The 22,316-nt window shown below is 51.8% G+C and carries 21 protein-coding genes; 14 read left to right on the forward strand and 7 right to left on the reverse strand.

Going from position 1 to position 22,316, the window contains the following annotated elements:
• Positions 1-24 precede the first annotated feature (24 nt).
• A complete protein-coding gene (oxyR, locus tag IMCC21906_RS03035; protein WP_047010934.1) occupies positions 25-933 on the reverse strand; it encodes a DNA-binding transcriptional regulator OxyR in 909 nt (302 codons plus the stop codon).
• A 108-nt stretch (positions 934-1,041) separates the two neighbouring features.
• Here oxyR and ahpC point away from each other — a divergent pair, with 108 nt between their 5' ends.
• Both ahpC and ahpF read left to right on the forward strand, forming a co-directional pair.
• A complete protein-coding gene (gene ahpC, locus IMCC21906_RS03040; RefSeq protein WP_047010935.1) occupies positions 1,042-1,611 on the forward strand; it encodes an alkyl hydroperoxide reductase subunit C in 570 nt (189 codons plus the stop codon).
• Between the two features lie 160 nt (positions 1,612-1,771).
• Positions 1,772-3,355: an alkyl hydroperoxide reductase subunit F gene (gene ahpF, locus IMCC21906_RS03045; RefSeq protein WP_047010936.1), complete on the forward strand. Its 1,584-nt coding sequence runs from the start codon at positions 1,772-1,774 to the stop codon at positions 3,353-3,355.
• 130 nt (positions 3,356-3,485) lie between these two features.
• Here the strand turns inward: ahpF and IMCC21906_RS03050 are convergent, their stop codons facing one another.
• From IMCC21906_RS03050 to IMCC21906_RS17040, 3 genes are all read right to left on the reverse strand, one after another.
• Positions 3,486-4,583 (reverse strand): succinylglutamate desuccinylase/aspartoacylase family protein, encoded by a 1,098-nt coding sequence (locus IMCC21906_RS03050; protein WP_047010937.1) that lies wholly within the window; start codon positions 4,581-4,583, stop codon positions 3,486-3,488.
• A gap of 145 nt (positions 4,584-4,728) precedes the next feature.
• Positions 4,729-5,634, reverse strand: coding sequence for a 30S ribosomal protein S6--L-glutamate ligase (gene rimK, locus IMCC21906_RS03055; RefSeq protein WP_047010938.1), 906 nt, complete (start codon positions 5,632-5,634; stop codon positions 4,729-4,731).
• A gap of 18 nt (positions 5,635-5,652) precedes the next feature.
• Positions 5,653-6,087: an ATP-dependent zinc protease gene (locus IMCC21906_RS17040; protein ID WP_047010939.1), complete on the reverse strand. Its 435-nt coding sequence runs from the start codon at positions 6,085-6,087 to the stop codon at positions 5,653-5,655.
• Between the two features lie 241 nt (positions 6,088-6,328).
• Between IMCC21906_RS17040 and IMCC21906_RS03065 the strand changes: the two genes are divergently transcribed.
• From IMCC21906_RS03065 to IMCC21906_RS03080, 4 genes are all read left to right on the forward strand, one after another.
• Positions 6,329-7,027 (forward strand): SIMPL domain-containing protein, encoded by a 699-nt coding sequence (locus IMCC21906_RS03065; protein WP_047010940.1) that lies wholly within the window; start codon positions 6,329-6,331, stop codon positions 7,025-7,027.
• A 361-nt stretch (positions 7,028-7,388) separates the two neighbouring features.
• Entirely contained in the window at positions 7,389-8,153 is a 765-nt protein-coding gene (locus IMCC21906_RS03070; protein WP_047010941.1) for a DUF4126 family protein, read from the forward strand.
• 135 nt (positions 8,154-8,288) lie between these two features.
• Entirely contained in the window at positions 8,289-9,164 is an 876-nt protein-coding gene (locus IMCC21906_RS16200) for an OmpA family protein (protein ID WP_052763336.1), read from the forward strand.
• Between the two features lie 142 nt (positions 9,165-9,306).
• Positions 9,307-10,956: a ShlB/FhaC/HecB family hemolysin secretion/activation protein gene (locus tag IMCC21906_RS03080; RefSeq protein WP_047010942.1), complete on the forward strand. Its 1,650-nt coding sequence runs from the start codon at positions 9,307-9,309 to the stop codon at positions 10,954-10,956.
• A 29-nt stretch (positions 10,957-10,985) separates the two neighbouring features.
• Here the strand turns inward: IMCC21906_RS03080 and IMCC21906_RS03085 are convergent, their stop codons facing one another.
• A complete protein-coding gene (locus IMCC21906_RS03085; protein WP_052763337.1) occupies positions 10,986-11,498 on the reverse strand; it encodes a MarR family winged helix-turn-helix transcriptional regulator in 513 nt (170 codons plus the stop codon).
• Between the two features lie 118 nt (positions 11,499-11,616).
• On the opposite strand from IMCC21906_RS03085, the gene IMCC21906_RS03090 reads away from it, so the two are divergent.
• Positions 11,617-12,807, forward strand: coding sequence for a multidrug effflux MFS transporter (locus IMCC21906_RS03090; protein ID WP_047010943.1), 1,191 nt, complete (start codon positions 11,617-11,619; stop codon positions 12,805-12,807).
• A gap of 4 nt (positions 12,808-12,811) precedes the next feature.
• Here the strand turns inward: IMCC21906_RS03090 and IMCC21906_RS03095 are convergent, their stop codons facing one another.
• Positions 12,812-13,690, reverse strand: a complete 879-nt coding sequence (locus IMCC21906_RS03095) for a LysR family transcriptional regulator (protein WP_047010944.1) — start codon at positions 13,688-13,690, stop codon at positions 12,812-12,814.
• 120 nt (positions 13,691-13,810) lie between these two features.
• Between IMCC21906_RS03095 and IMCC21906_RS03100 the strand changes: the two genes are divergently transcribed.
• From IMCC21906_RS03100 to IMCC21906_RS03125, 6 genes are all read left to right on the forward strand, one after another.
• Complete coding sequence (locus tag IMCC21906_RS03100; protein WP_047010945.1) at positions 13,811-14,584, forward strand: ferredoxin--NADP reductase; 774 nt, start codon at positions 13,811-13,813, stop codon at positions 14,582-14,584.
• Positions 14,585-14,761: 177 nt separating this feature from the next.
• Positions 14,762-15,886: an alpha/beta fold hydrolase gene (locus IMCC21906_RS03105; protein WP_047010946.1), complete on the forward strand. Its 1,125-nt coding sequence runs from the start codon at positions 14,762-14,764 to the stop codon at positions 15,884-15,886.
• Between the two features lie 126 nt (positions 15,887-16,012).
• A complete protein-coding gene (locus IMCC21906_RS03110; protein WP_047010947.1) occupies positions 16,013-16,399 on the forward strand; it encodes an MAPEG family protein in 387 nt (128 codons plus the stop codon).
• A gap of 5 nt (positions 16,400-16,404) precedes the next feature.
• Complete coding sequence (locus IMCC21906_RS03115; RefSeq protein ID WP_047010948.1) at positions 16,405-19,167, forward strand: CehA/McbA family metallohydrolase; 2,763 nt, start codon at positions 16,405-16,407, stop codon at positions 19,165-19,167.
• Between the two features lie 214 nt (positions 19,168-19,381).
• Positions 19,382-20,047: an OmpA family protein gene (locus IMCC21906_RS03120; RefSeq protein ID WP_082117329.1), complete on the forward strand. Its 666-nt coding sequence runs from the start codon at positions 19,382-19,384 to the stop codon at positions 20,045-20,047.
• 112 nt (positions 20,048-20,159) lie between these two features.
• Entirely contained in the window at positions 20,160-20,615 is a 456-nt protein-coding gene (locus tag IMCC21906_RS03125) for an LEA type 2 family protein (RefSeq protein ID WP_047010949.1), read from the forward strand.
• Between the two features lie 31 nt (positions 20,616-20,646).
• Here IMCC21906_RS03125 and IMCC21906_RS03130 read toward each other — a convergent pair whose 3' ends face one another.
• Positions 20,647-21,444 (reverse strand): ParA family protein, encoded by a 798-nt coding sequence (locus IMCC21906_RS03130; RefSeq protein ID WP_047010950.1) that lies wholly within the window; start codon positions 21,442-21,444, stop codon positions 20,647-20,649.
• A 216-nt stretch (positions 21,445-21,660) separates the two neighbouring features.
• Here IMCC21906_RS03130 and IMCC21906_RS03135 point away from each other — a divergent pair, with 216 nt between their 5' ends.
• The gene (locus tag IMCC21906_RS03135) at positions 21,661-22,284 is read left to right on the forward strand and encodes a riboflavin synthase (protein ID WP_047010951.1); all 624 of its coding nucleotides are present in this window, start codon (positions 21,661-21,663) and stop codon (positions 22,282-22,284) included.
• Positions 22,285-22,316 lie beyond the last annotated feature (32 nt).

The raw sequence follows: 22,316 nt of genomic DNA on the forward strand, positions 1-22,316 counted from the left end.
TTCGGCTAAATCAAGCGGAAAGTCCTAGTTTCTGAGGGCGGTTGCAGCGCTCATTGCTTCCCGTATACAGGCCACGACTGTGCGAATACAGGCCATGCGGGAGTAATTGGGTCGCACCAGAAGACAAATTTCTCGACTGGGTGGCGGTGACTTGAAATGCACATAGCTTAAGCCTCGCTCGCTATCGGCAGCATTGATAGCCAGTTCGGGCATCAAGGTAATTCCCAAACCACTGGCGACCATATAGCGCAGGGTTTCCAAACTGGTAGCTTGAAAACGGGTGTCTTCTTGAGCGCCAGCAGTAAAACAGTAATCCAATGTTTCGTCTCTCAAACAGTGGCCGTCTTCTAAAGTGAGCACCCACTGACCGTCGAGGTCAGCTAGTGTGGCTTCTTTTTTTGCGGCAAGCGGGTGTTTCTGATGGGTAGCCAACACCAGTGGTTCTTCAAATAAGGCATAGCGCTCAACGCCGCTCATGGTGTTGAGCCAGGACAGAATGACGGCATCGAGTTTACCGTCGTCCAGTTGCTGCATTAATACGTCGGTCTGATCTTCGTGCAGAAAGAAGTTTACGTTAGGCAGCGCGGTGGTTAGCGCCGTCATAATGTGGGGCAAAAGATAGGGTGCGACAGTGGGGATTAAGCCTAAATGGATATCGCCTGCCAATGGATCGGACAGATTTTTGGCCGCTTCCTGAAAGTCGTCGGCTGCCCGCAGTACCGTTCTTGCCCGCAAAATGAGCTCCTCTCCTGCAGGGGTCAGCATAATACGTTTGCGGTGGCGCTCAATCAGCGTCAGGCCAAGTTGTTCTTCCAGCTTCATAATTTGCCCGCTAAGAGTGGGCTGGCTGACAAAGCAGGCCTCTGCGGCCCGGCCAAAGTGCTGGTGGCGGGCAACGGCATCTAGGTATTGCAGGTCTCGGATTTTAACCATCGGTAGCACCTATCAAAATAATAAAGACAATCGATTAGAGCTTTGTTTTCGGAGTTTATAGGATAGTCCCCGAGTTAAGCAAAACCTTCAATATTTAGGAGTGAGATTATGTTTCCAAGAATCATCAACACTGAAATTCTACCGTTTAAAGCGACGGCGTATCACAACGGCGATTTTATAGATGTCAGCGATGCTGATCTGAAAGGTAAATGGTCTGTGGTGATGTTTTACCCTGCTGACTTTACCTTTGTTTGCCCCACTGAGCTGGGTGATATGGCAGACCATTATGCACAGTTGCAAGAAATGGGCGTAGAAGTCTATTCGGTATCAACCGACACTCACTTTACCCACAAAGCGTGGCATGACAGCTCTGACACCATCAACAAAATTCAGTACCCGATGATTGGTGACCCCACCGGTCAGATTTCACGCAACTTTGGGGTGATGATTGAAGAAGATGGTCTGGCGTTGCGAGGCACTTTTGTGATCAACCCAGAAGGCGAAATCAAAGTGGCCGAGTTGCACGATCTGGGTATTGGTCGCTCTGCTAAAGAGCTGGTACGCAAAGTACAAGCGGCCCAATACGTTGCTGAGCACGATGGCGAAGTTTGTCCGGCAGCATGGCAACCCGGTGGCGATACTTTGTCTCCGTCGCTGGATTTAGTCGGCAAAATCTAAGAAGCGACTAAATATTGTTGCGTATTGAGAGCATTATTTTGCTATCACTGCTAACAATTTTATTTCGCTTTGAATGAAGAAACCCCCATGTTTGGCCTCGTCCGCGAGGCCTTTTTTAAGGGCGAGTCCCTGAACATATATCGAGTTTTCTGGAGTTATTATGTTAGACACAAATATGAAGGAACAGCTGCAAGGCTACTTACAGAACCTGAAGACCCCGGTCGAGCTGCTGGCGTATTTGGGTGATGATGATAAGTCCCGTGAGCTTGGCGAACTGATCGATGAACTTACATCGTTGTCGCCGCTGGTGACTGCGGCCAGAGGTGATGACAGCGAAGCTAGAGTGCCGTCGATGACTGTGCGTTCGGTGGCTAAAAATACCGAGCTGCGATTTGCTGGTATTCCGCTGGGGCATGAATTTACGTCACTGGTATTGGCGTTGCTACACAGCGGTGGCCACCCTATTAAGCTGGACGAAGAGGTGATTAGACAGGTTGCAGAACTCGAAGGTGAGTACAGCTTCGAGACGTTTATTTCTTTAAGCTGCCAGAATTGCCCCGACGTCGTTCAGGCACTGAATATGATGGCGGCCATCAACCCCAATATTCACCATGAAATGATCGATGGCGCCTTGTTTCAAGACGAGGTTGATAGCCGCAAAGTGATGGCGGTGCCATCGGTCTTTTTGAATGGCGAAAGTTTTTCTCAAGGTCGGGTGAGCATTGGCGATATCCTTAAAAAAGTGGATAAAAATGCTGCTGCCCGCAGCGTTAAAAAGCTGGCTGAAAAAGACCGTTTTGATATGTTGGTGGTTGGTGGTGGTCCCGCTGGTGCAGCGGCGTCGATTTACTCGGCGCGCAAAGGGATTCGCACTGGGATTGTAGCCGATCGCTTTGGTGGTCAGGTGCTGGACACGGTCGGCATTGAGAATTTTATCTCGGTGAGCGCCACCGAGGGTCCGAAGCTGGTGGCCAATCTGGAAGAGCACGTCAAAGATTATGACGTCGATATTATGGCGGGCCACAGCGCGGAAGGGTTAAGCGTTCAGCAAGATGGCAGCCTTGAAGTGGCAGTTGAAGGGGGTGTGAGTTTGCGCAGCCGTTCGGTGCTGCTGGCAACGGGTGCCCGCTGGAGAGAAATGAATGTACCCGGTGAACAAGAATACCGCGGTAAGGGTGTTGCCTACTGCCCGCATTGCGATGGGCCACTGTTTAAAGGTAAATCTGTTGCGGTGATTGGCGGTGGTAATTCTGGCATTGAGGCAGCGATTGATTTGGCAGGCATTACCGAGCACGTCACGGTGCTGGAGTTTGATCGTCAGCTCCGGGCCGATGAGGTTCTGCAGCGCAAGGCGAAGTCCATGGCCAATATCGAGATTATTCTCAACGCCCAAACAACGGAAGTTGTCGGCAATGGCGAGAAAGTCACCGGTTTGAACTACATTGACCGCGTGAGCGGTGATGCCCGCAGCGTCAAATTGGCGGGGATATTTGTGCAAATTGGCTTGATACCTAATACCGAGTTTCTTAAAGACAGCGGTATAGCCTTGAGTCCTCGGGGTGAAATTATTATCAATGAAAAAGGCGAGACCTCTATTCCCGGCGTGTTTGCTGCAGGCGATGCCACCACTGTGCATTATAAGCAAATCATTATCGCGATGGGTGCGGGGGCCGCTGGAGCTTTAAGCGCCTTTGATTACTTGATTCGCAGCTCTGTCGCTGGCGAAGAGGAGCAGGCAGCTTGAGTAGAATATTCCGCCGCAAGTGTTGGCTTAACTAAGGGCTGGGCGATGGCGACTCAGCCTTGAGTTACCCTTGAAAATTCCTGATTGCGCAGCATCAGGAATTTTTCTATTGGCTCACAATAAGTGTGTTTTAGCTGGCGATGATCGGTGGATCCTGGTCGCTTTCGTTGGGGTAAGGGTAGGCCTCTGGTTCAAAGGCTTCCCTGAACTCGCTGATATGATCAAAGGCATCGTCGGTATCGCCTTTGTATTTTGCAATATGGAACAGCGCGTCGCCTTCGTACACCAAGGGTAAAAAGGTTCTGCCGATGACGATGCCTTCGTCGTTGGCAAAAACTTCCACATCGCCACTGCTGTCGCCAATGGGGTCTGAGATGATGCCAATGACGGCGCCTTTGGGAACAAATGCCCCCAGCGGCACCAGTGCTCTTAATACCCCGCTGACGCCAGCTCTCACCCAATAAGATTGGTCGGTGACCATCGGTTTGCGGCGGGTGCGTTTACTGCGGGAGGCAGGCAGCATACCAATGTTGCGCATGACGCTGATAATGCCTGATACCCCGGCGCGAATGGCTACCTCGTCAAAGCGCAGGGCTTCACCCGCTTCATAGAGCAGAATAGGGATGTTCTCGTCGCTGGCGACTTCTCGTAGAGAACCGTCTCTGGTGCGGGAGTGGAGAATAACCGGCGCGCCAAAGCTTTCTGCCATGGCGCGGGTTTCGGTATCTTGAAGGTCGGCGCGAATTTGCGGGAGATTACTACGGTGTCTGGCACCGGTATGCAGGTCGATGCCGTGGCTGCATTTTGCGACGACTTCATTGAAAAAAGTATACGCCATACGCCCGGCCAAGGAGCTTTTGGGAGAGCCCGGAAAGGAGCGGTTGAGGTCGCGGCCGTCTGGTAGATAACGTTCGTTGTTTAAAAAACCATGGACATTGACTATCGGAATGGCCAGCAGCGTTCCTCTAAGAGAACGAAGGGCCTTGTGTTCAAGCAGTCGCCGAACAATTTCTACCCCATTAATTTCATCACCGTGAATGGCAGCACTGACAAACAGGGTCGGTCCTTCCCGTTTGCCTCGCAGGGCTTTGACGGTGATGGACAGTTCGGTGTGGGTATACAGTTTGGCGACCGGGAGTTCTATATGACTGCGGCTGCCGGGCAGTATTTCGGTGCCAGCAATGGTTATTTCTTTGCGGCTTTGGCGTGGGCTTTTCTTCTCGCTCATAGACTGCTTTGGCCCTGTTTAAAATTCTGGTCCTGATTTTACACGTAATTATGTTTTGGGGGGGGAAGGGCGAATGCAGCCGCGTCGCTACATCGGGCCACTGCTGGGTGGGTGTTCACAGCAGCGGCTCAGGTGCCAGTGGACGTTACCCCTTGCCGCGGGTTTTATTGCGGTAGGGCGCGGCATTTTCTTCGATAAATTTAACGATCTCGGCCCCGACATTTTTGCGGCTGGCATTTTCTATTCCTTCCAGCCCCGGTGACGAGTTCACTTCCATTACCAGTGGGCCCCGGGACGAGCGCAAAATATCCACCCCGGCGACGTTTAAGCCCATTATTTGGGCGGCCTTGACGGCGGTTGCTCGCTCACTGGGGGTGAGACGGGTTAGCTCCGCGGAGCCGCCCCGGTGAAGGTTGGAGCGGAACTCACCGCTGGCTGCAGTGCGTTGCATGGCGGCCACCACTTTTTTGCCAATGACGAGACAACGTACATCTGAGCCGCCCGCCTCTTTGATAAATTCCTGCACCAAAAAGTCGGCTTTTAGTTCTCTAAAGGCATCGATAACCGATTCGGCAGCTTTGGCTGTTTCTGCCAAGACCACCCCCCGACCCTGCGTGCCGGCCAATAATTTAACGACTACAGGTGCACCGCCGACCAGCTTGATTAGCTCTTTCGTGTTGTGAACTTCGTGGGCAAAACTGGTTACCGGCATACCGATTTTTTTCCGGGACAGTAACTGCAGGGCGCGCAGTTTGTCACGGGAGCGACCAAGGGCAACCGATTCTGTAAGGCTGTAAGTGCCCATCATTTCGAACTGGCGGATAACGGCGAGACCATAGGTGGTAATAGAGGCGCCGATACGGGGGATGACCGCGTCAAAATCTTCCAGTCGCTCACCTTTGTACCAAATGGCGGGTTCATGGGAACTGAGTTCCATATAGCATTTTAAGGTGTCTAGCACCCGTACTTCATGGCCTCGCTCTTTGCAGGCTTCCACAAGGCGACGAGTGGAGTACAAGCGACTGTTACGCGACAGAATGGCGATTTTCATAATGACAAAACTCGTGGGTTATTCAGAAATTTGGCTAGTGCAGTACGAGCGGCTGGAGTCGACTAAATAGCGACCTTTCATGGCCGTGCGGCCTACCAGCATTCGGAACAGCATGTTGCTTCGGTCGGCCAAGGTGACTTCTATTGGGAAGCTATCCTGACCCAGTTGGATAGTGGTTTCAATTACATAACGCATGCTTTTGTGGCCACCTGAATCGGTGACTTGCCGAAAATCTTTTACTGGGGCCTGGCACTGCAAAATGGTTTCTTGATTGTGCTGGGCGGGATGAATTTTAAATTCAACCCAGTCTTGGCCATTGCGATCAAAGGTTTGAATATCAAAGGCGTGCAAGCTAGAGCTGCGGGCGCCAGTATCTACCTTCGCTTTTATGGTGTCGATGCCCAAATCAGGGAGTGATAGCCACTCTCGCCAACCCAATGTCTTTAGTGCCAAGCAAACCTCCGAAACCCGCGTTTAATTCAGCCTAGCATAGCCTTAAGTGTTTGTAGCTAATAGTGACTTCTGACATTGTTATTTGTTCATCTCGGATGGGCTGCTATGGTGAAGCTGTACTGGCCGGGCACTCTTTTTTATTGTTGAGGTCTGACGTCAGCACTCAGTTAGAAAAGCGGTCAGGTACCAAGATACCTTTTTTGTGACGGTGACAACACGTTTGTATAGAGGATAAATAACCATGCCTAGTGTCATAAAACGATTTTCAATTTTTTTACTGGCGTTTGCGCCAATGGTGGCCTTGGCCGCAAGCCTGCCAGATCAGCCTCATATTGTTGTTGCGGCAGAGGGGGAAGTAGAGGCTGTGCCGGATATTGCCCATTTGCATCTGCAAATCTCTGAAACTCGGGATACCGCCAGTGCGGCTAAGGCTGAGGTCGATAAACGTACCAAGATGGCGCTTAATGCTGCTCGAGAGCAGGGTGTGAGCGAAGAAAATATCCGCGCCTCACAGATTCGTGTGTACCCTGATTATGAGTGGAACGAGGGCAAGCGCTTGCTGCGTGGTCAGCGGGTTGAGCGCACTGTTGAGCTGAAATTAACAGACCTCAGCCGCTACGGCAGCCTCTTAGATGGCTTGGTGCTGGCAGGCATTACCGAGTTGGGGAGCGTCAGCTTTGATCTTTCTAATCTTGATGAGCTGGTCGGACAAGCATTGGAGGCGGCAGTGGCAAACGCCAAGGCCAAGGCCGAGGTGTTGGCAAAGGGCTTTGGGCGTAAGTTGGATGGTGTTTTCCATGTCGACGAATCTGGCGCAGCGCCGGTTATGCCAGAGCGGGCGCGATTGATGATGGATGCAAAAGGGAGCAGTGAATCGTCTATGCTCTTTGGTAAGCAAGCTGTCACGGCTAAGCTTCAGGTGGTGTTTCTGCTGAAATAAGGCTGCGTGACTTGCGGCAATGTTGTTTTGCTACAGCGGTTTAATTTTGGCCAAAAAAAAGCACTCGAAATTCGAGTGCCAAGCGGGGGTGCTACTATGGAGACGCTAATCACTGGCTCAATCAGTGATAGCTGGATTCATAGTAGATCGCTGGGTCAAAAAGAAATATGCGTAATTACCCGTAGTGGCGGTGGTGGGTAGAAGGTAAGCCACCCTGCTCCTTGCCTTGTTTCATCTCGGCTATTACCTCCCTCTCAGTATTAATTCCTCCCTACATGCGTGTTGAATTTCCAGTCTATACTGTACGCCTACGTATAGAGGGTAGAACTATTACTCCCGAATTTGCACTTGGAGAAGCCTTTTGGACGAATATCAACAGTTAATTAGCGTGATCTCCCTCACTATGGGGGTGGCTTGGGCCAGTGGTCTCAATTTGTACGCCGCTATTCTGGTGCTGGGTTTGGGCGGTTCTAGCGGTGGCATTGATCTCCCCGAAAATTTACAAATAGTGCAAGACCCTGCGGTCATGTTGGCTGCGGGGCTGATGTTTTCGGTGGAGTTTTTTGCCGATAAAGTGCCGGGCTTAGATACGGGTTGGGATGCCTTGCATACCTTTATCCGGATTCCTGCTGGCGCCCTGTTGGCGGCCAATACAGTGGGGGATGTCAGTCCCGCGTTACAGCTGGCGGCGGGGATTGCCGGGGGTTCGGTGACCTCGGTCACTCATGCGGCAAAGGCCAGTACCCGGGTCTTGATCAATACGTCGCCGGAGCCGGTGACAAACTGGGCGGCCTCTATAAGTGAGGATTTGGCGGTGTTTGGCGGGCTTTGGTTGGCCTTGAACCATCCGCTACTATTTTTAGTGCTGTTTGTCGTGTTTCTGCTGCTGCTTATTTGGTTGCTGCCCAAGCTCTGGCGGGGCATTGCCCGTATTTTTCGTAAGATTGGGCAATGGCTGGGGCTGAGTAAGGAAATGGAAGAAGAAATTGCAGATGCTGAACCCGCCGATGGCGAAGAAATGGTGGGGGCGCTGCAGAAACTAGACGCAATGCGGCGGGCGGGTAGCCTGACAGACGATGAGTTTGAAAAGGCGAAAGCGACCGTGATCAACCAAGAAAGCCGTTGATTGACCAAGATGTTATCCCTTTGGTAGCGTTTTTTCTCTGACTGGGGCACATTAGTGGCCTGTTCGCTGTTGTTGTCCTAATCAGGTTTATTGCGAAGGAGCGCTTCCTCAGTCAGCATGTCGTATCACACAAAAATGACAAAACCTCTCCCGATTGTCTTCGCCCTTGCGATGACGCTTGCTTCTGCCAGCAGTCAGGCCGGGGTTCTTGTCTCCTTATTAAAATTAACGGGGCTGGACGTATTGATTGCGCCCCTTGCCAATACCACTGGTTTGGCTCTGGACAATGACATCCAGTCTTTAGATACCCTGCTCGCGACTTTGTTAAATAGTCCTGCCACATTGCCCCTGGAGATGAGTAGCGCCGAGCAGAGTAAGCTTGCCGCCATGGATTTATCAGAGGCAGACTTTGCCGCGCTGCAACTGTTTGCCGATGAGGCACCGGTGGCCGTTGTGGTTGCCCGGCAGGCTAATGATCAGCCTGCGGTGGCGGTTAGGCCCGAATTAAACCCCCGGTATCAAGGCGGACAAGTACAAATTGCCAAGCTTTCCTGTTCGGATAAAGATCAGGACGGTGTCTGTGATCAAGAGGATCAGTGCCTGAATACCCCAGATGGGGTTGCCACTATGGATAATGGCTGCCATTTGGACGGCCCGGTATCACTGCGGTTGGATGGGGTGGTGTTTTTGCCGGCTAGTGCGACACTCACCAGTGCCGCAGAGTTTGAGTTGCAGCGAGCCGTTGCCCTGTTGAAGCAGAATCGAGGCTACCGGGTGTTGGTGGCTGGGCATACGGATGACCAGGGCAGTGCTGACAGTAATCGTCGCTTATCCCAAGCCCGGGCGGCCGCAGTGGTTCAATTCTTACAATCCCAAGGGATTAATAAGGATCGGCTTAAGGCCAAAGGTTTTGGTGAAGAGCAGCCGATTGCGGATAACAGTGGCGAAGTGGGGCGTGCTAAAAATCGCCGTGTTGAGCTTCAGCTGATTAAAATGGGCGCTGCGGGTTAGGCTGGGACCATTTTTGCCCCCAGTCTTGTTGGAATTCGTTTATTTAGCATGATTAAGCCTCACTCACTCCGCCTAGCTGGAGGCAAAATGACCGCCAGCAGTGGCAATTCAGTCAGTGTTAACAGGCCCTAAGGAGATTTTGATGGCAATTGATTTGCCGCCGGTGATGCCCCCCCAGTTGGCGAGCCAGCAAGAAATAAATGCCGTGGCTGACAGTTCGGCGTCCGTGGTGAGCGCCACCATCGCGGGGGTTCAGCTTAAGGTCTTGGGTAATACCTTGCTTTCTGCTGATCAAGTGCAGTCAGTGCTGGACCGGGCAAAGGCGCCTTCTGAGGCCATTACCGCGTTAACGCGCCGCTATTACAGTGCGGGTCATTTGCTGGTGAGTCTGCGGTATTTTCGCAGCGGCAATACGGTGACGGTATTGGTGAGCCAAAGTGCTGTGAAAGGCCTGCGGGGCGATCCTCAGGTGACTCGTCATTTTCAATCTTTAATTGGCGATACGGATTTGAGCCTGGCGGAGTTTGATCGGGCCCGGGTGCTGGCAGATCTGCAGGCCAAGCGTCGGGGCCTTAGCTACAATATTAGCTATGAACAGCATTTTGATGACCAGGTCATTCTTAACTTCCAAACCCAAGACGCGCCAGCCTATCAGCCCCGTGAGTTCACACTGGATGCCAGCAATCGCGGCAGCCGGTTTTTAGGGCGTTATTTTGGGGCTGCAGGCCTCCGGCAGCAATTTTCTAGCGGCACCGAGGCGGCGCTGGTGTATCAAACGGCCTTTCCAGATTTGGGTGAGGCCGGGGATGGCGATCAGTACCACCAGCTGGAGCTTCGTTTAGATCACCCCTTTACTTTTGGCTTGTACGGCATTGATGTCAGTCATATCCGCTATGAGCGTGAGCCTGAAATAACCATGGCTGAGGGCGGCATTTTAGGGGGCATCTGTCTGCCGCCGTTAATCAGCTGCGAGCCGGATACGGCGTCAGTCCAGCTGGATGCCGAAATCACCGAGTTGGCGTTGACCGGCGAGCAGGTGCTGTACAGCAATCCGGTGCGCCGCTTGAATTTATTTCAGCGTCTTGAGCATACTGACTCGTCGATTGAGTTGGCGGGAAGCAGTGCTGAGCTGTTGGATGAGTCCTACGAAACGGCCACTGTGGGGCTGCGGTATTCATCTCGGGCAAATCAGCTGAATGTTACGCAGTTTTTGAAAGCGGAGCTGGAGCTGAGTGTGGGCTTGGGCGACGATGATGGTAGCTTTGGTACGAACTCTGATGCGGGGTCTGGCAATGACGTTAGTATCGGTAAACGTTCTGCCGAATTTGTGATTCTTCGGCCCCAAGTTGCGTATCAACGAGATCTGACTGCGGGCTTGCAGTTGGATGCGAGCTTTCAGGCTCAGTTGACGGACGATAAGCAGTTGCCCCAGCAGCAGCAGTTTGTGCTTGGCGGCATGGAAAGTTTGTCGGCATATTTACCGGGGGTGTTGATTGGCGATGCAGGTTACTACCTCAAGCTGGAGCTAAGCAGTAAGCAGCAGTGGTGGGGCCTGGATTGGGAGCCGGGGGTATTTTTTGAGTACGGCGCCAGTCAGTTTGTCGATGCCAGCTCTACACTTGGCGAGACGCAAAGTCTCAGCGATGCGGGGGTGCGCTTGAAGCTCGCGCTCCCCAAAGGCTTTGAAACCGAGCTGTTGGCAGCGGCGTCTCTGCATGAAGACGTAACTGATGAGCGCCGCGGTGGCGATATGGAGGCGGACTTCTTTTGGCGGTTGCGCTGGCGCTACTAGTCGCCGCAATAAAAAAACCCGCGGCTGGTTCAGTTAGCCGCGGCTCGCTCGGCGGCTTTCTGCAACATTTTTTCAAGCAGCGTGTTTAAAGTGTCTTGCTCGGCGTCGTCCAGCATATTGATTTGGCGGTGATGCAGGCCCATTAATTCTACGGTCGCTGCTTCGACGCGTTGCTTTCCTGTTTCTGTCAGTGCCACCAATAAACTGCGGCCATCACTGGGATTGTTTGGACGACTGATGAGTTGTTGGTCTTGCAGCCGGTACAACACCTTGGTCAGCCCTCCTGAGCTGATCAACAAGGCTCGGCACAATTCGGTTGGGCTGATGGTGTGGGGTGGGGGCTGGCGGCGCAATGCGGCCAGTACATCAAACTCGGCGGAGAGAAGATTGACTTGTTGCAGCGTTCTCGCGCCTTCCCGGAGCACATAATCACTCAAACGAAGAAAACGCAGCAGTGCAGGCTTGCTGGCAGCGTGCATTTCAGGCCAGTTGTCCTGTTGCTGCTGTCTTAATTCGTCAATGCTAATTCGTCTGTCGTCCACGTTTGTCGCCGCCTAATTGGTAAATACTGGTTGTGAATAGTAGATGGATTTTATCTTGCCAGAAAGATAAAATCCATCTACTATTATTTTGCGATACATTCTGTGAGTTTCCCCCCGTATGTCCTCTACCCGATTGGCCGCTACTTTAGCGCTGGTATTTGCGCTTTCGCCACTGGCCATTGATCTTTATTTGCCTACCTTTACCGCCATTGCGGACACCTTGAGTGTGCCCACGCAAGATATTGCCCTGACGATTAGCATTTATATTTTGGGCTTGAGTTTAGGCCAGTTTATCGGCGGACCATTGAGTGATTATCGTGGCCGTCGGCCGGTCTTGTTTTGGGGGCTTGGGGTGTTTTGCGTTGCCAGTATTGTCTTGGCTACGACCCAATCCATTGCCGTATTTTGGGGGGCGCGGTTTATTCAGGCGGTGGGCGGTGGCTTTGCCTCAGTAGTGGTGCCCGCGATGATTCGTGATCGCACCGAAGGTCAGGAGACCGCCAAGTTATTTGCGTTGATTGCACTGATTACCATTATTGCGCCGGGAATCGCGCCGGCGGTGGGCACGCTGATTTATGCCTTAAGTGGCTGGCGGGCCGTGTTTTTTGCGTTGGCAAGCTATGCCGCGGTGGTGGGACTTATTACGTGGCGTTTCTTGCATGTGCAGCCTCGGGCACAGTCGCCCGCGGTGGGCAGTTTATTAACCCGTTATCGATATGTATTGGGTAATCCCATTGCCATGCGCTACTTGTTGGCCCAGGGCTTGGGCTTTGGTGTGATGATGACGTTTTTGGCGAACGCCTCCTTGGTGTATATCGAAAGCTACGGGGTGAGCGAGAGTACGTTTTCTATCTTGTTTGCCTGTAATGTCGCCACGCTGGCGGTGCTGAACCGGGTTAATCGCGTACTGTTAAACCGGATGGCGTCGGCGCGCATTTTAACGGCGTCGGTGGCTCTGCAGTTTCTGGCTTGTTTGGCGCTGTTTGCGATGACGGCATTTAATCCGCCGTTGTGGCTGGTGGTGCCAATGGTGATGCTGGCGGTGGGGGCGCTGGGTGGGGTCATGGGTAACTCTCAGGCCTGTATGCTGCAGTTTTTCCCCCATCACAGCGGCATTGCATCGGCGTTGTTGGGCAGTGGCCAATACCTTATTGCCGCAGTGGTGAGTGCGATCTCTACCCAGTTTCATAGCCAGCAAATGTGGCCGATGACGACGACCATGCTGGTGTCAGCATTACTGGCGTTGTTGATTGTGCCTTCTTACGGGGCCTTGCTCCGTTATCAGCAGCGAATGGGTATCACGGATTGACGGTTTAGCTTTCTTTGCACATATCCAGCCAGCGTAGAATGCCTTCGCTGAGGTATTTCTGGCGATGCAAAATAAAGTAAAAGCTGCGGCGAAAGTCCCGGTCTGGGGCATTGAGTGGTATCAGGCGGCCGCTGTCGAAGGCGGTTTGCAGCGAGACTCTGGACAGGCAGCCAATTCCCAGGCCGGTTTCTACGGCGCGCTTTATCGCTTCGGTGTGTTGTAGTTCCAGGCGAATATCCAAATCTGGCAGCAGGTCGTACATGGCGCGGTCAAAAGCTTGTCGGGTCCCTGAACCGCTTTCGCGCAATATCCACTCTGCAGCTAATAAGTCCTTGGCGTTGAGCTTGCTTTTGTTTGCTAGCGGGTGCTCGGGACTGCAGAAAATTTGCAGTTCGTCTTCTCGCCAGCGACTGACCTTGAGGTCGGGGTGCTGGAGTTCACCCTCAATAAGACCGAGGTCTAAATCAAAATTTAACACTTGTTGGGTGATGGTGGCGGTGTTGGCAACATTGAGATGAATGCGCGCAGACGGGTATTGATTGATAAAGCGGGCAGTAATATCCACGGCAATGTAATTGCCAATTGTCAGGGTGGCGCCGACTTTCAATTCGCCAATTTGGTTGTGCTGACGAAACCCCTGTTCCAGCGCCTTGGCTTGTTCCAGCAGTGCCTCGGCTTGTGGGCGTAGCGCCCGGCCTAGCTCGTTGAGCTGTAAACGCTTGCCTATGCGGTCAAAGAGCTGAATGGAAAATTGCTGCTCCATGTCCTTGAGGGCGCTGGAAGCGGCTGACTGGGACATGGCTAAAAGCTCGGCGGCCCGGGTGATATTTTCTGTGTGGGCGGCGGCGAGAAAGACTTCGAGCTGTCTTAATGTATATCGCATATCAGTAAATCCGATTATTAATATCGTAATAAATCATTTTGCCGATATGGTAGTCTGCCCTTACAGTATTGGCAAGCAAAGGGGAGATTCCCGAGAACGACGATTTTAGGAGTGATTGCAATGAGTAATATTATGCGAGAGCGAGTGTTGAGTGTTCATCATTGGAATGACACCCTGTTCAGCTTTAAAACCAGCCGTGACCCCTCCTTTCGTTTTGAAAACGGCCATTTCACCATGATTGGCCTGCAACAGGAAGATCGGCCGCTGATGCGCGCTTACAGCATTGTCAGTGCCAACTATGAGGAAGAGCTGGAGTTTTTCAGCATTAAAGTGCCCGATGGTCCGTTAACATCAAAACTGCAAAATATCCAAGTGGGCGATGAAGTGCTGGTCAGCCGCAAGCCTACCGGCACTTTGACGGTCGATAATATCCTTCCCGGCAGAAACCTATATTTGTTGGCCACGGGAACGGGCTTGGCGCCGTTTATGAGTATTATCAAAGACCCTGACGTTTATGAGCGCTTTGATAAAATTATTCTGACCCATGGCGTGCGTTATGAAAACGAACTGGCGTATCAAGAATTTATCAATGACCACTTGCCCAACCATGAATATTTTGGCGAAGCCGTGCGAGAAAAGTTAATTTACTATCCCACCGTCACCCGCGAGGCTTATGTGAATCGGGGACGGCTCACTGACTTGATCAGCAGCGGTAAATTGATGCGTGATATTGGCTTGCCAGCGCTGGATACTGAACATGATCGGTTTTTGCTGTGTGGCAGTCCGGCCATGCTGAAAGACAGTGGCTTATTACTTGATGCCGCCGGATTTAAAGAAACCCGCAAAGGTATCTTGGGCGAATACGCGATTGAGCGAGCGTTTGTAGAGCACTAATCGCCACGCTTATACCGCTGTTGTTTGTGCCCTGGTGGGCTGCTCACCAAACGTTGACGACTGCTTTGCCAATGGCATGGCGGTCGTTTTTGTTATAACGGCTTTAAAATAAGGAGTGGAGTCTCAGAAGCAGCCTTGTTAACTTAAAGGGCCTTATAATTTGGGCTGCAAAATGGAATGTTTAAACGCGCGCTGGTAATTTTTTTACTCCTGCTTATTGCAGGTTGGGCTTACGTCGAGTTTGGCGGCTTGCCCGACCCACTGCCAAAATCCTCCCAAAGTCGACAGTGGTTAAAAAGTGGCCCTGAAGACAGCAGTTATTTTGATGTTAGTTTAGTTGATAGTACCCGCCCGACACCGGCCAATGGTGATTATGCGGGCAGCGATCAACGCGTATTAAAAACCCGCATCTGGCATCCCAAGCGTCTGGATCTACCGCATCCACTGGTGATCTATAGCCATGGTTTTATGTCGATGCGCAGTGGCGGTAGTTATCTGGCTGAGCACCTTGCCAGTCATGGCTATATCGTTGCGGCGATGGATTACCCCCTTAGTCATTTTGGTGCGCCGGGGGGCCCTTCAGTAAATGATGTGGCAAATCAACTGGGTGATATTCGCTTTTTGCTGGATCAGTTTTTGTCTTGGAATCAGCAGCGTGGCCACCAGTTTTTTGCTGCGGTGGACGCAAACCGCATCGCGCTTGTTGGCTTTTCCTTGGGGGGCTTAACAAGCACATTGGCCGGTTACCATCCCCAATTGGGTGACTCTAGAGTAAAGGCCGTCGTGTCGATCGCGGGGCCGAGTTATGGTTTGCCTCATGCCTTTTTTACGGGGCGCCAACTTCCCTTTATGATGATTGCCGCCCCGGATGATGCCATGGTGAACTACCAGCGCAATGCGGCGGATATACCCCAGCGGGTGCCGGGTGCGGTGCTGGTGCGAATGGAGAATGCTTCGCACACAGGTTTCACCGCCTTGAGTCGGTATTTACGTTGGCTGGATAATCCTGACTGGTTAGGTTGCAATCAGTTGCGTAGCGAACTGGCTCAATCTAATAATCCAGCGTGGCAAGACACCATGGGCGAGGGGCTGGGTGGCATCCAGGCACCGACAGATTTATGTGAGCAACAAGATTTTGCCAAAGCCATGAACCCTGTGCGCCAGCAATGGCTCACCACCTTGGCGGTGTATGCGTTTTTAGAATCGCAATTTGCACTGGGTGTTGGTCGCCAGCAGGATGCGGAGCATTTTCTGCTGAAGGTGTTACCTGAAGAAATGGCCGAGATTATGGTCAATCGATAACAACAGGGAAAGCATGGTTATTCAACACTGAGGCTATTCGTTGTCCCGGCAGCTGTTTATCTTTATGCCGCGCGGTTTTGGTGCGTGAATGATGAAAACCAAAATAATTTAAAGGAAGGTCTCAGCATGACTATCGCATTTTGGTGTGTTTTTGTTGCCTGCTTACTGCCTGTTTTAACGGCGTGGCTTAGTAGCTGGTATCGGTATCAGCAGTTTGGATCTATCGATAATAAACACCCGAGAACGCAAAGTGCGGCAATGGAAGGCGCGGGTGCCCGGGCAGTGGCAGCCCAGCAAAATGCTTGGGAGGCATTGCCTGTTTTTGTTGCTGCGGTGGTAGTGGCTTATCTTGCTGGCCTGGATCAAACTAAAGCGGATATCGCCGGGGTGATATTTATTGTCGCGCGGTTGCTCTATCCCGTGTTTTATATCTGTAATTTAGACATTTTGCGGTCGCTGAGTTTTATTGTTGGCTTTTTCTCCTGTGTGTCTTTATTTGTGATGGCGGCTTAAAGCAGATGATGTTGTACCGGATGTTAAAAGTGACCGCTTTGCTGGTTTTGTCTATGCCGGTTTGGGCTGAGACGCCACAGGAAAGTACGCCGGCCGAATTAAAGGCAAAGCTGGAAGCGTTTCTGACGGCGGTTGATGAGCCTGAGAGCAGCTCGCTGTTAAGAGCGGAGCAGATTCGAGAAAGGAGGCTGGATAGCTTTCCGAGAGGTGGCCCCGACGCCGTGGCGGGGGTGGGCGACTGGTGGTTGTCCAATGGCAAGGTTTGCGCTGCGGTCAGTGATATTGGCCACGATGGTGGCATTGTTGGCGGTGGTGGCACCTTGGTCGATGTATTTTCTTGCGATGGGGCTAACGACCAGTGGACCTACGCGAATATGCTCACCGGCCTTGCCAAAGAAACCGCCATCATTAACCAAAAAATCTCTGCCGAAGTCACCGACGGTTACGCTGAAATCACGACAGTAGGCGAGGCGGATGGTTTGCGACAGACCATTCACTACCGGCTCAGAGAAGATAGCGATGCCCTCGATATTGAGGTGCAGATTCTTCGCATTGGCGATGGTCGCGCGGTGCGTATGAGTGGCCTGTTTACCCTGTATTCCCAGCGCAGTCTCACTCCTTTCTCGCTGTCTAGTTACACGCCTGAAGCCACCCTGGGCTTTCAGCATCCGGAAATAGATCGCAGCAGTATCAGTTCTTTAATCAACGGCCTCAAAGCCAGTGACTGGAATATCTTGGTGGGGTCGGACAATTATGAATCTGCCATCAGTTACGGGGTGCAGCTACGCTCCGCCGAGTTGATAAAAGCCAATGGCAGCCGGCAAACCTTGCCGCGATTTTTGGCGGTGTTCCCCAATTACAGTTTGCACGGTTGGATGAGTCGGCCGCTCTGGCTCAATAGTGACAAATTGAATTGGATGTCCATGCTGCAAAACCAGTTTATGGATATTGAGCAAGGTGAACGGCTGATTGCGAGCTTTCAAGTCTTGCTGGGTGGTCGTGCCGATGTGGCCAGTGTGACTGATCAGATTTACCGTGGTGCTCAGCTTCGGGGTTATAGCAACCATCCGGGGGTGAGCTTTGCGGTGTGGGATCAGAACGAGCGGCCTGTCAGTCAGACGAGGGTGGATAAGGACGGCAGTTTTAGTATCCGGTTACCCAAGGGCACGAGTCGCGTCAGGTTAAAAGCGACGGCCCCCTGGGGGCAGGAGATGACCCGAGAGCTCAATATCAGCGATGCCCGCAACGATAGCGGTCGCTGGTTCTTTAAAAAGAAAGGTCAGTTGCAATTGCCCCAGGGCAAAGCAATGAGTATGACTTTTTTTGGTATTGGCGATACCCCAAATCCTGAATTTGGCCGGGACTTGCTGGGCTTTACCGAGAATGCTCTGCCGGTGCATGGGTCGATGTATCGAAATCGGGTTGATTTAGCAGGTGTTGACAGTGATCCGTTGTTATTGGATTTGCCGCCTGGGCAATATCGGGTTATCGGCAGCCGGGGTATTGAGTACGAAACCCAAGAGTACCTGCTAACCATTATTCCGGGTATGACCAGCGTGTTGCCGATGGTGGCGCCCAAGCGGATATGGCAAGGGGAAGATTGGTTAAGCGCCGACCTTCATGTGCATAGCGGGGCCAGTTTTGATAGCACGCTGCCATTTTCTGAGCGGTTGCGCAGCTTTGTCGCCCAAGGGGCAGAGCTACTGGTAGCCAGTGAGCATAATCGGATTGTGGATTATCAGGATTACCCCGAGAAAATGGCACTGACGGATCAGGTTCAGGTCGTGACAGGCACGGAATTGACCGGTTTGGCTCGAAGTGCCTCGGCGCCCTTTACCATTGGTCATAGTAATGTGTTTCCGGTTAAGGCTGAAGCAAAGGAGTATTCCGGTGGCATTATTCCGGTTGAAAATCAGCGTTTGAGAGAGGTGATTGCCGGGGCTAAACAGCACTGGCCCGAGGCGGTATTTCAGCTTAATCACCCGCGAGCCATGCCTGGTATCGACGCGGATCTGGCCTTTTTTGATCACCTTTCCATCGGCAGCAACTACGACCCCGATCAGCTGTTGGTGGCGGATATTAATCGAAGTTTGCTCGAGGTAGATCAACGCAGCGGCTTTAGAGATATCGATTTTGATGTTATTGAGGTGCTTAATGGCTCGGAGTTTTCGGTTTATGCGCAATTACGCAAGGATTGGTTTTCGTTATTGAATCAGGGTGCGGTGCGTACCGCCACGGGCAATAGTGACTCGCATGATTTACACAGTCCGGTGGCCGCGCCTCGAAATTACATTTACATGCCCAGTCATGGAGCGCTGCCGGTTTCCGAGGCTGACTTTACCCAAGCCTTGCTTGAGGGCCGTAGCTTTTTTACCACGGGCCCGTTAATTGATGTGGTGATGCGCAACGGCGAAGGTGACGAAGCGCGTTTGGGCGATGTGCTCAAGGCGAAACGTGCAGAGCTACATGTGCAAATTGAAGCGGCAAGCTGGGTGCCGGTAGATACCTTGAATGTTTGGGTTAACGGTGAACTGTATCGCAGCACTGACGCGGCAGCGGGTGATCACGCGGTTATTGAGCTGATCAGCCAACAAGATGCGTACATCGTGGTTGAGGTTAAAGGTAAAGGAAGTGCAGCTTATAAGCAGCTGCTTCCGGAGCTGGAACCTTTAGCGGTGAGCAATCCTATTTTTCTTGATGCCGATGGCGACGGGAAGTGGTCACCGCCTATCCCATTAAAACCCGCGTCTTTAAAAGGGAATGGTTAAAGGATACATTGGGTGCAATAACTGGCTGCACGCATCCACGTCTCAATATCGTTGCAACTGTTGTGTAATATTTTGGTCATAAGCTTAATAAGATCGGCATAGACTCAGTGACATGATTCAAAAGCTGTGAATAATGCTATGTTTTTTTTAACAGGCGTTGTGTCACTATTGAAGCTATCAGGAAGAAAACTAAAACCGCACAAGGGGGTTACACATGAAAGCATTACAAGCCAGCCGTTGGATGGCCGTTCTGGCAGTAGCAGTATTCGCGACTGCGTGTACTATCGATCCGTACTCTGGTGAGAAGAAAACCAGTAATACGGCTAAAGGTGCTGGATGGGGTGCCTTAGGTGGTGCCGTATTGGGTGCCGCTGTTTCTGATAAAGATCACCGCGAGCAAGGCGCTATTATCGGCGCGGCAGCGGGCGCAGCAGCCGGCGGTGGCTACGGTTACTATATGGACCGTCAAGAAGCTAAACTGCGGGCTCGCCTGGAAGGGACTGGCGTGGGTGTTCAGCGTATTGGCGATACCATTAAGCTGATTATGCCGGGCAATATCACCTTTGATACTGGTAGCTCTGCAGTGAAGGGCGGCTTTACGTCTGTGCTGGATAGCGTTGTCTTGGTTGCTAAAGAGTTTAATAAAACCCTTATGCAGATTAACGGTTACACCGACTCAACGGGTAGCTTTCAGACTAACCAGAAATTGTCTGAAGATCGTGCCAGCAGCGTTGGTCGCTACTTTATGAATCAAGGCGTGGCCGCATCGCGTATTCGCACCGTAGGTTATGGCCCGCGTGATCCGATTGCTGACAACAGTACAGCAAGCGGTCGTGAGCAAAACCGCCGCGTTGAGATTGAAATGCTGCCTGCGCAGTAATTAGCCTCAACCCTTTGAGCTGCTCGCTCCTGGCGAGCAGCTCGTTATTTTTAGGTGAGCTTTATTCTGAAGTTCATTTCTATGTGCCGCTGAATACTGCGGGAGATCTCTTGTGAAAAGACTCTATGCTCTAGCATTGCTGGTGTTGTTGTCAGCCTGTTCTGCACTCAATCCGATTGAAAAGCCCAACGTGGCTATTACCAGCTTAAATATGGGGACGTCCAATGGCTTTCAGCAGCAGCTTCTGGTTGGTTTGCAGTTAGATAACCCCAATGCTTTTGCCCTGAATCTGGGTCGTTTACGCTATACCATTAGCTTGGCAGGTAACTCTCTGGCAGGTGGGCGTTTTAATGAGGCGCTGATGATACCGGCCAATGACCGGGCCAATATTGTGGTGCCGGTGGACGTGAACTTGCTGAGTGGATTGGGCTTGATTCGCAGCTTGATGTCGACGACGGGAGATCTTGATTACAAACTGAGTCTCACCGCTGCCGTTGAGAATTTTGGTGTGGGCGATATTACGGTGAACAAATCTGGCAATATTGGCTTGGGTACGCCAGCCCCTTAATGCTGATCAGAGGCTGGCCTTGGTATTTCGTTTAAGCCGATTTGGCGCGTCTCGCCTCCATGAGTTCGCCCAAGCTATCGTGAAGGGCGCAGAGCTGTTGCGTTAGCTTATGGGATGGGGCCAAGTAGATCAGCGGCGTTTGCTGGCTGCGTGATTCCTTCATTTTTACTGAGCTGCTCAGGTATTGATCAAAAACGGGCAGCCCCTCTTCAATCATTTCGGCAATCAATTGCTGGGGCAGCTTGGCCTGGGTTTGAAATTGATTGACGACAATGCCGTCCAAACCCAGCTCTGGGTTGTGATCCTCGCGAATTTCTTCAACCGTTTCTAACAGGCCTATTAGTGCGACCTTAGAAAAGCTGTCGCAGTCGAAGGGTATCACCAGGGTATCTGCAGCGATTAGCGCCGAGCGGCTGTAAAAATTCAGCGCCGGTGGGGTATCAATGTAGATGTGCTCATACTCGCTTTCTAGCTTATTGAGGGCATCTCTGAGTTTGTAAATTTTATGGCGGGATTCCAGCTCCCGTTCGATTACCGCTAGTTCGGGGTTTGACGGCATGACAAACAGGTTTTCAAACTCGGTTTGGTAAATGAAGTCGCCAGCTTCTTTGGCTTTGCCAAACAAGGACAACTTTTGTTTGAAGAAGTCGGCAGCGTTGTCTTCAAGGGTTCGATATTGCTCTCCCAGCAAGTATTCGCTGCTATTGCCTTGAATATCCAGGTCAATCACTAGCGTTTTGAAGCCCTTCGATGCGCTGATAGCGGCAAGGTTGCAGCTGATACTGGTTTTGCCTACGCCCCCTTTTTGATTGAAAATAACCCGTTTCATTGTACTGCCCTGTTATGTCGGTGTGCGGAGTTGCCCTTTGTGGGCAAGCTGAATATACAGAATGCTAGCAGCTCTCATGCCAAGCTGCTATCACCCAGTTATGCACTTTGATGCGGGGTGGCTGTGGTGGATTCGGTGGCCATAATAATTGGCGGCTAGTGTTATAGTGCGACCCTTAAAGAATGCGGGCAAATTTGCTCAGGAGAACAGAGTTTAATGTATACCGGAATTGTTCATGGTGCTTATACAGTGACCAAGATTCGTCGTCGTCCGGGCTTGAATAGCCTCTCGCTGACCTTGCCTGCGGTGTTGCTGGAAGGCTTAGATATTGGCGCTAGCGTGGGTATTGATGGTGTCTGTATGACGGTGACGTCAATTGACGGCGCCTTGGTGAGCTTTGATGCCATGCAGCAAACCTTGTCGTTGACCACATTGGGTGACCTTGAAGAGGGGCAGTACGTGAATGTGGAGCGTTCGGCAAAGCAGGGGGCAGAGATAGGTGGGCATTTAATTTCTGGCCACGTTGATGCCACGGCAGAATTGGTCGCTATAGAGCAGCCAGAGAATAATTGCACGCTACGGTTTAAATTGCCCAGTGACTTAATGAAGTATGTTTTTGCAAAAGGCTTTATTGGTTTACACGGTTGCAGTCTCACTGTGGCCGAGCTAGAAAAAACAAGCGGAATTATGTCGGTCTGCCTGATTCCTGAGACCCTGCGCAGTACCAATTTAGGTCGTTTGGGGGTCGGTAGTCGGGTGAATATTGAAGTGGATAGGCAAACCCAGGCCATTGTCGATACGGTGGAACGAGTGTTGGCTGAGCGCGAGCTTCAAGGATAAATTTATAAAGGGGCTTGTGCCAAGGTCTGGCA

The organism is Spongiibacter sp. IMCC21906 (genome assembly GCF_001010805.1).
Lineage (GTDB): Bacteria > Pseudomonadota > Gammaproteobacteria > Pseudomonadales > Spongiibacteraceae > Spongiibacter.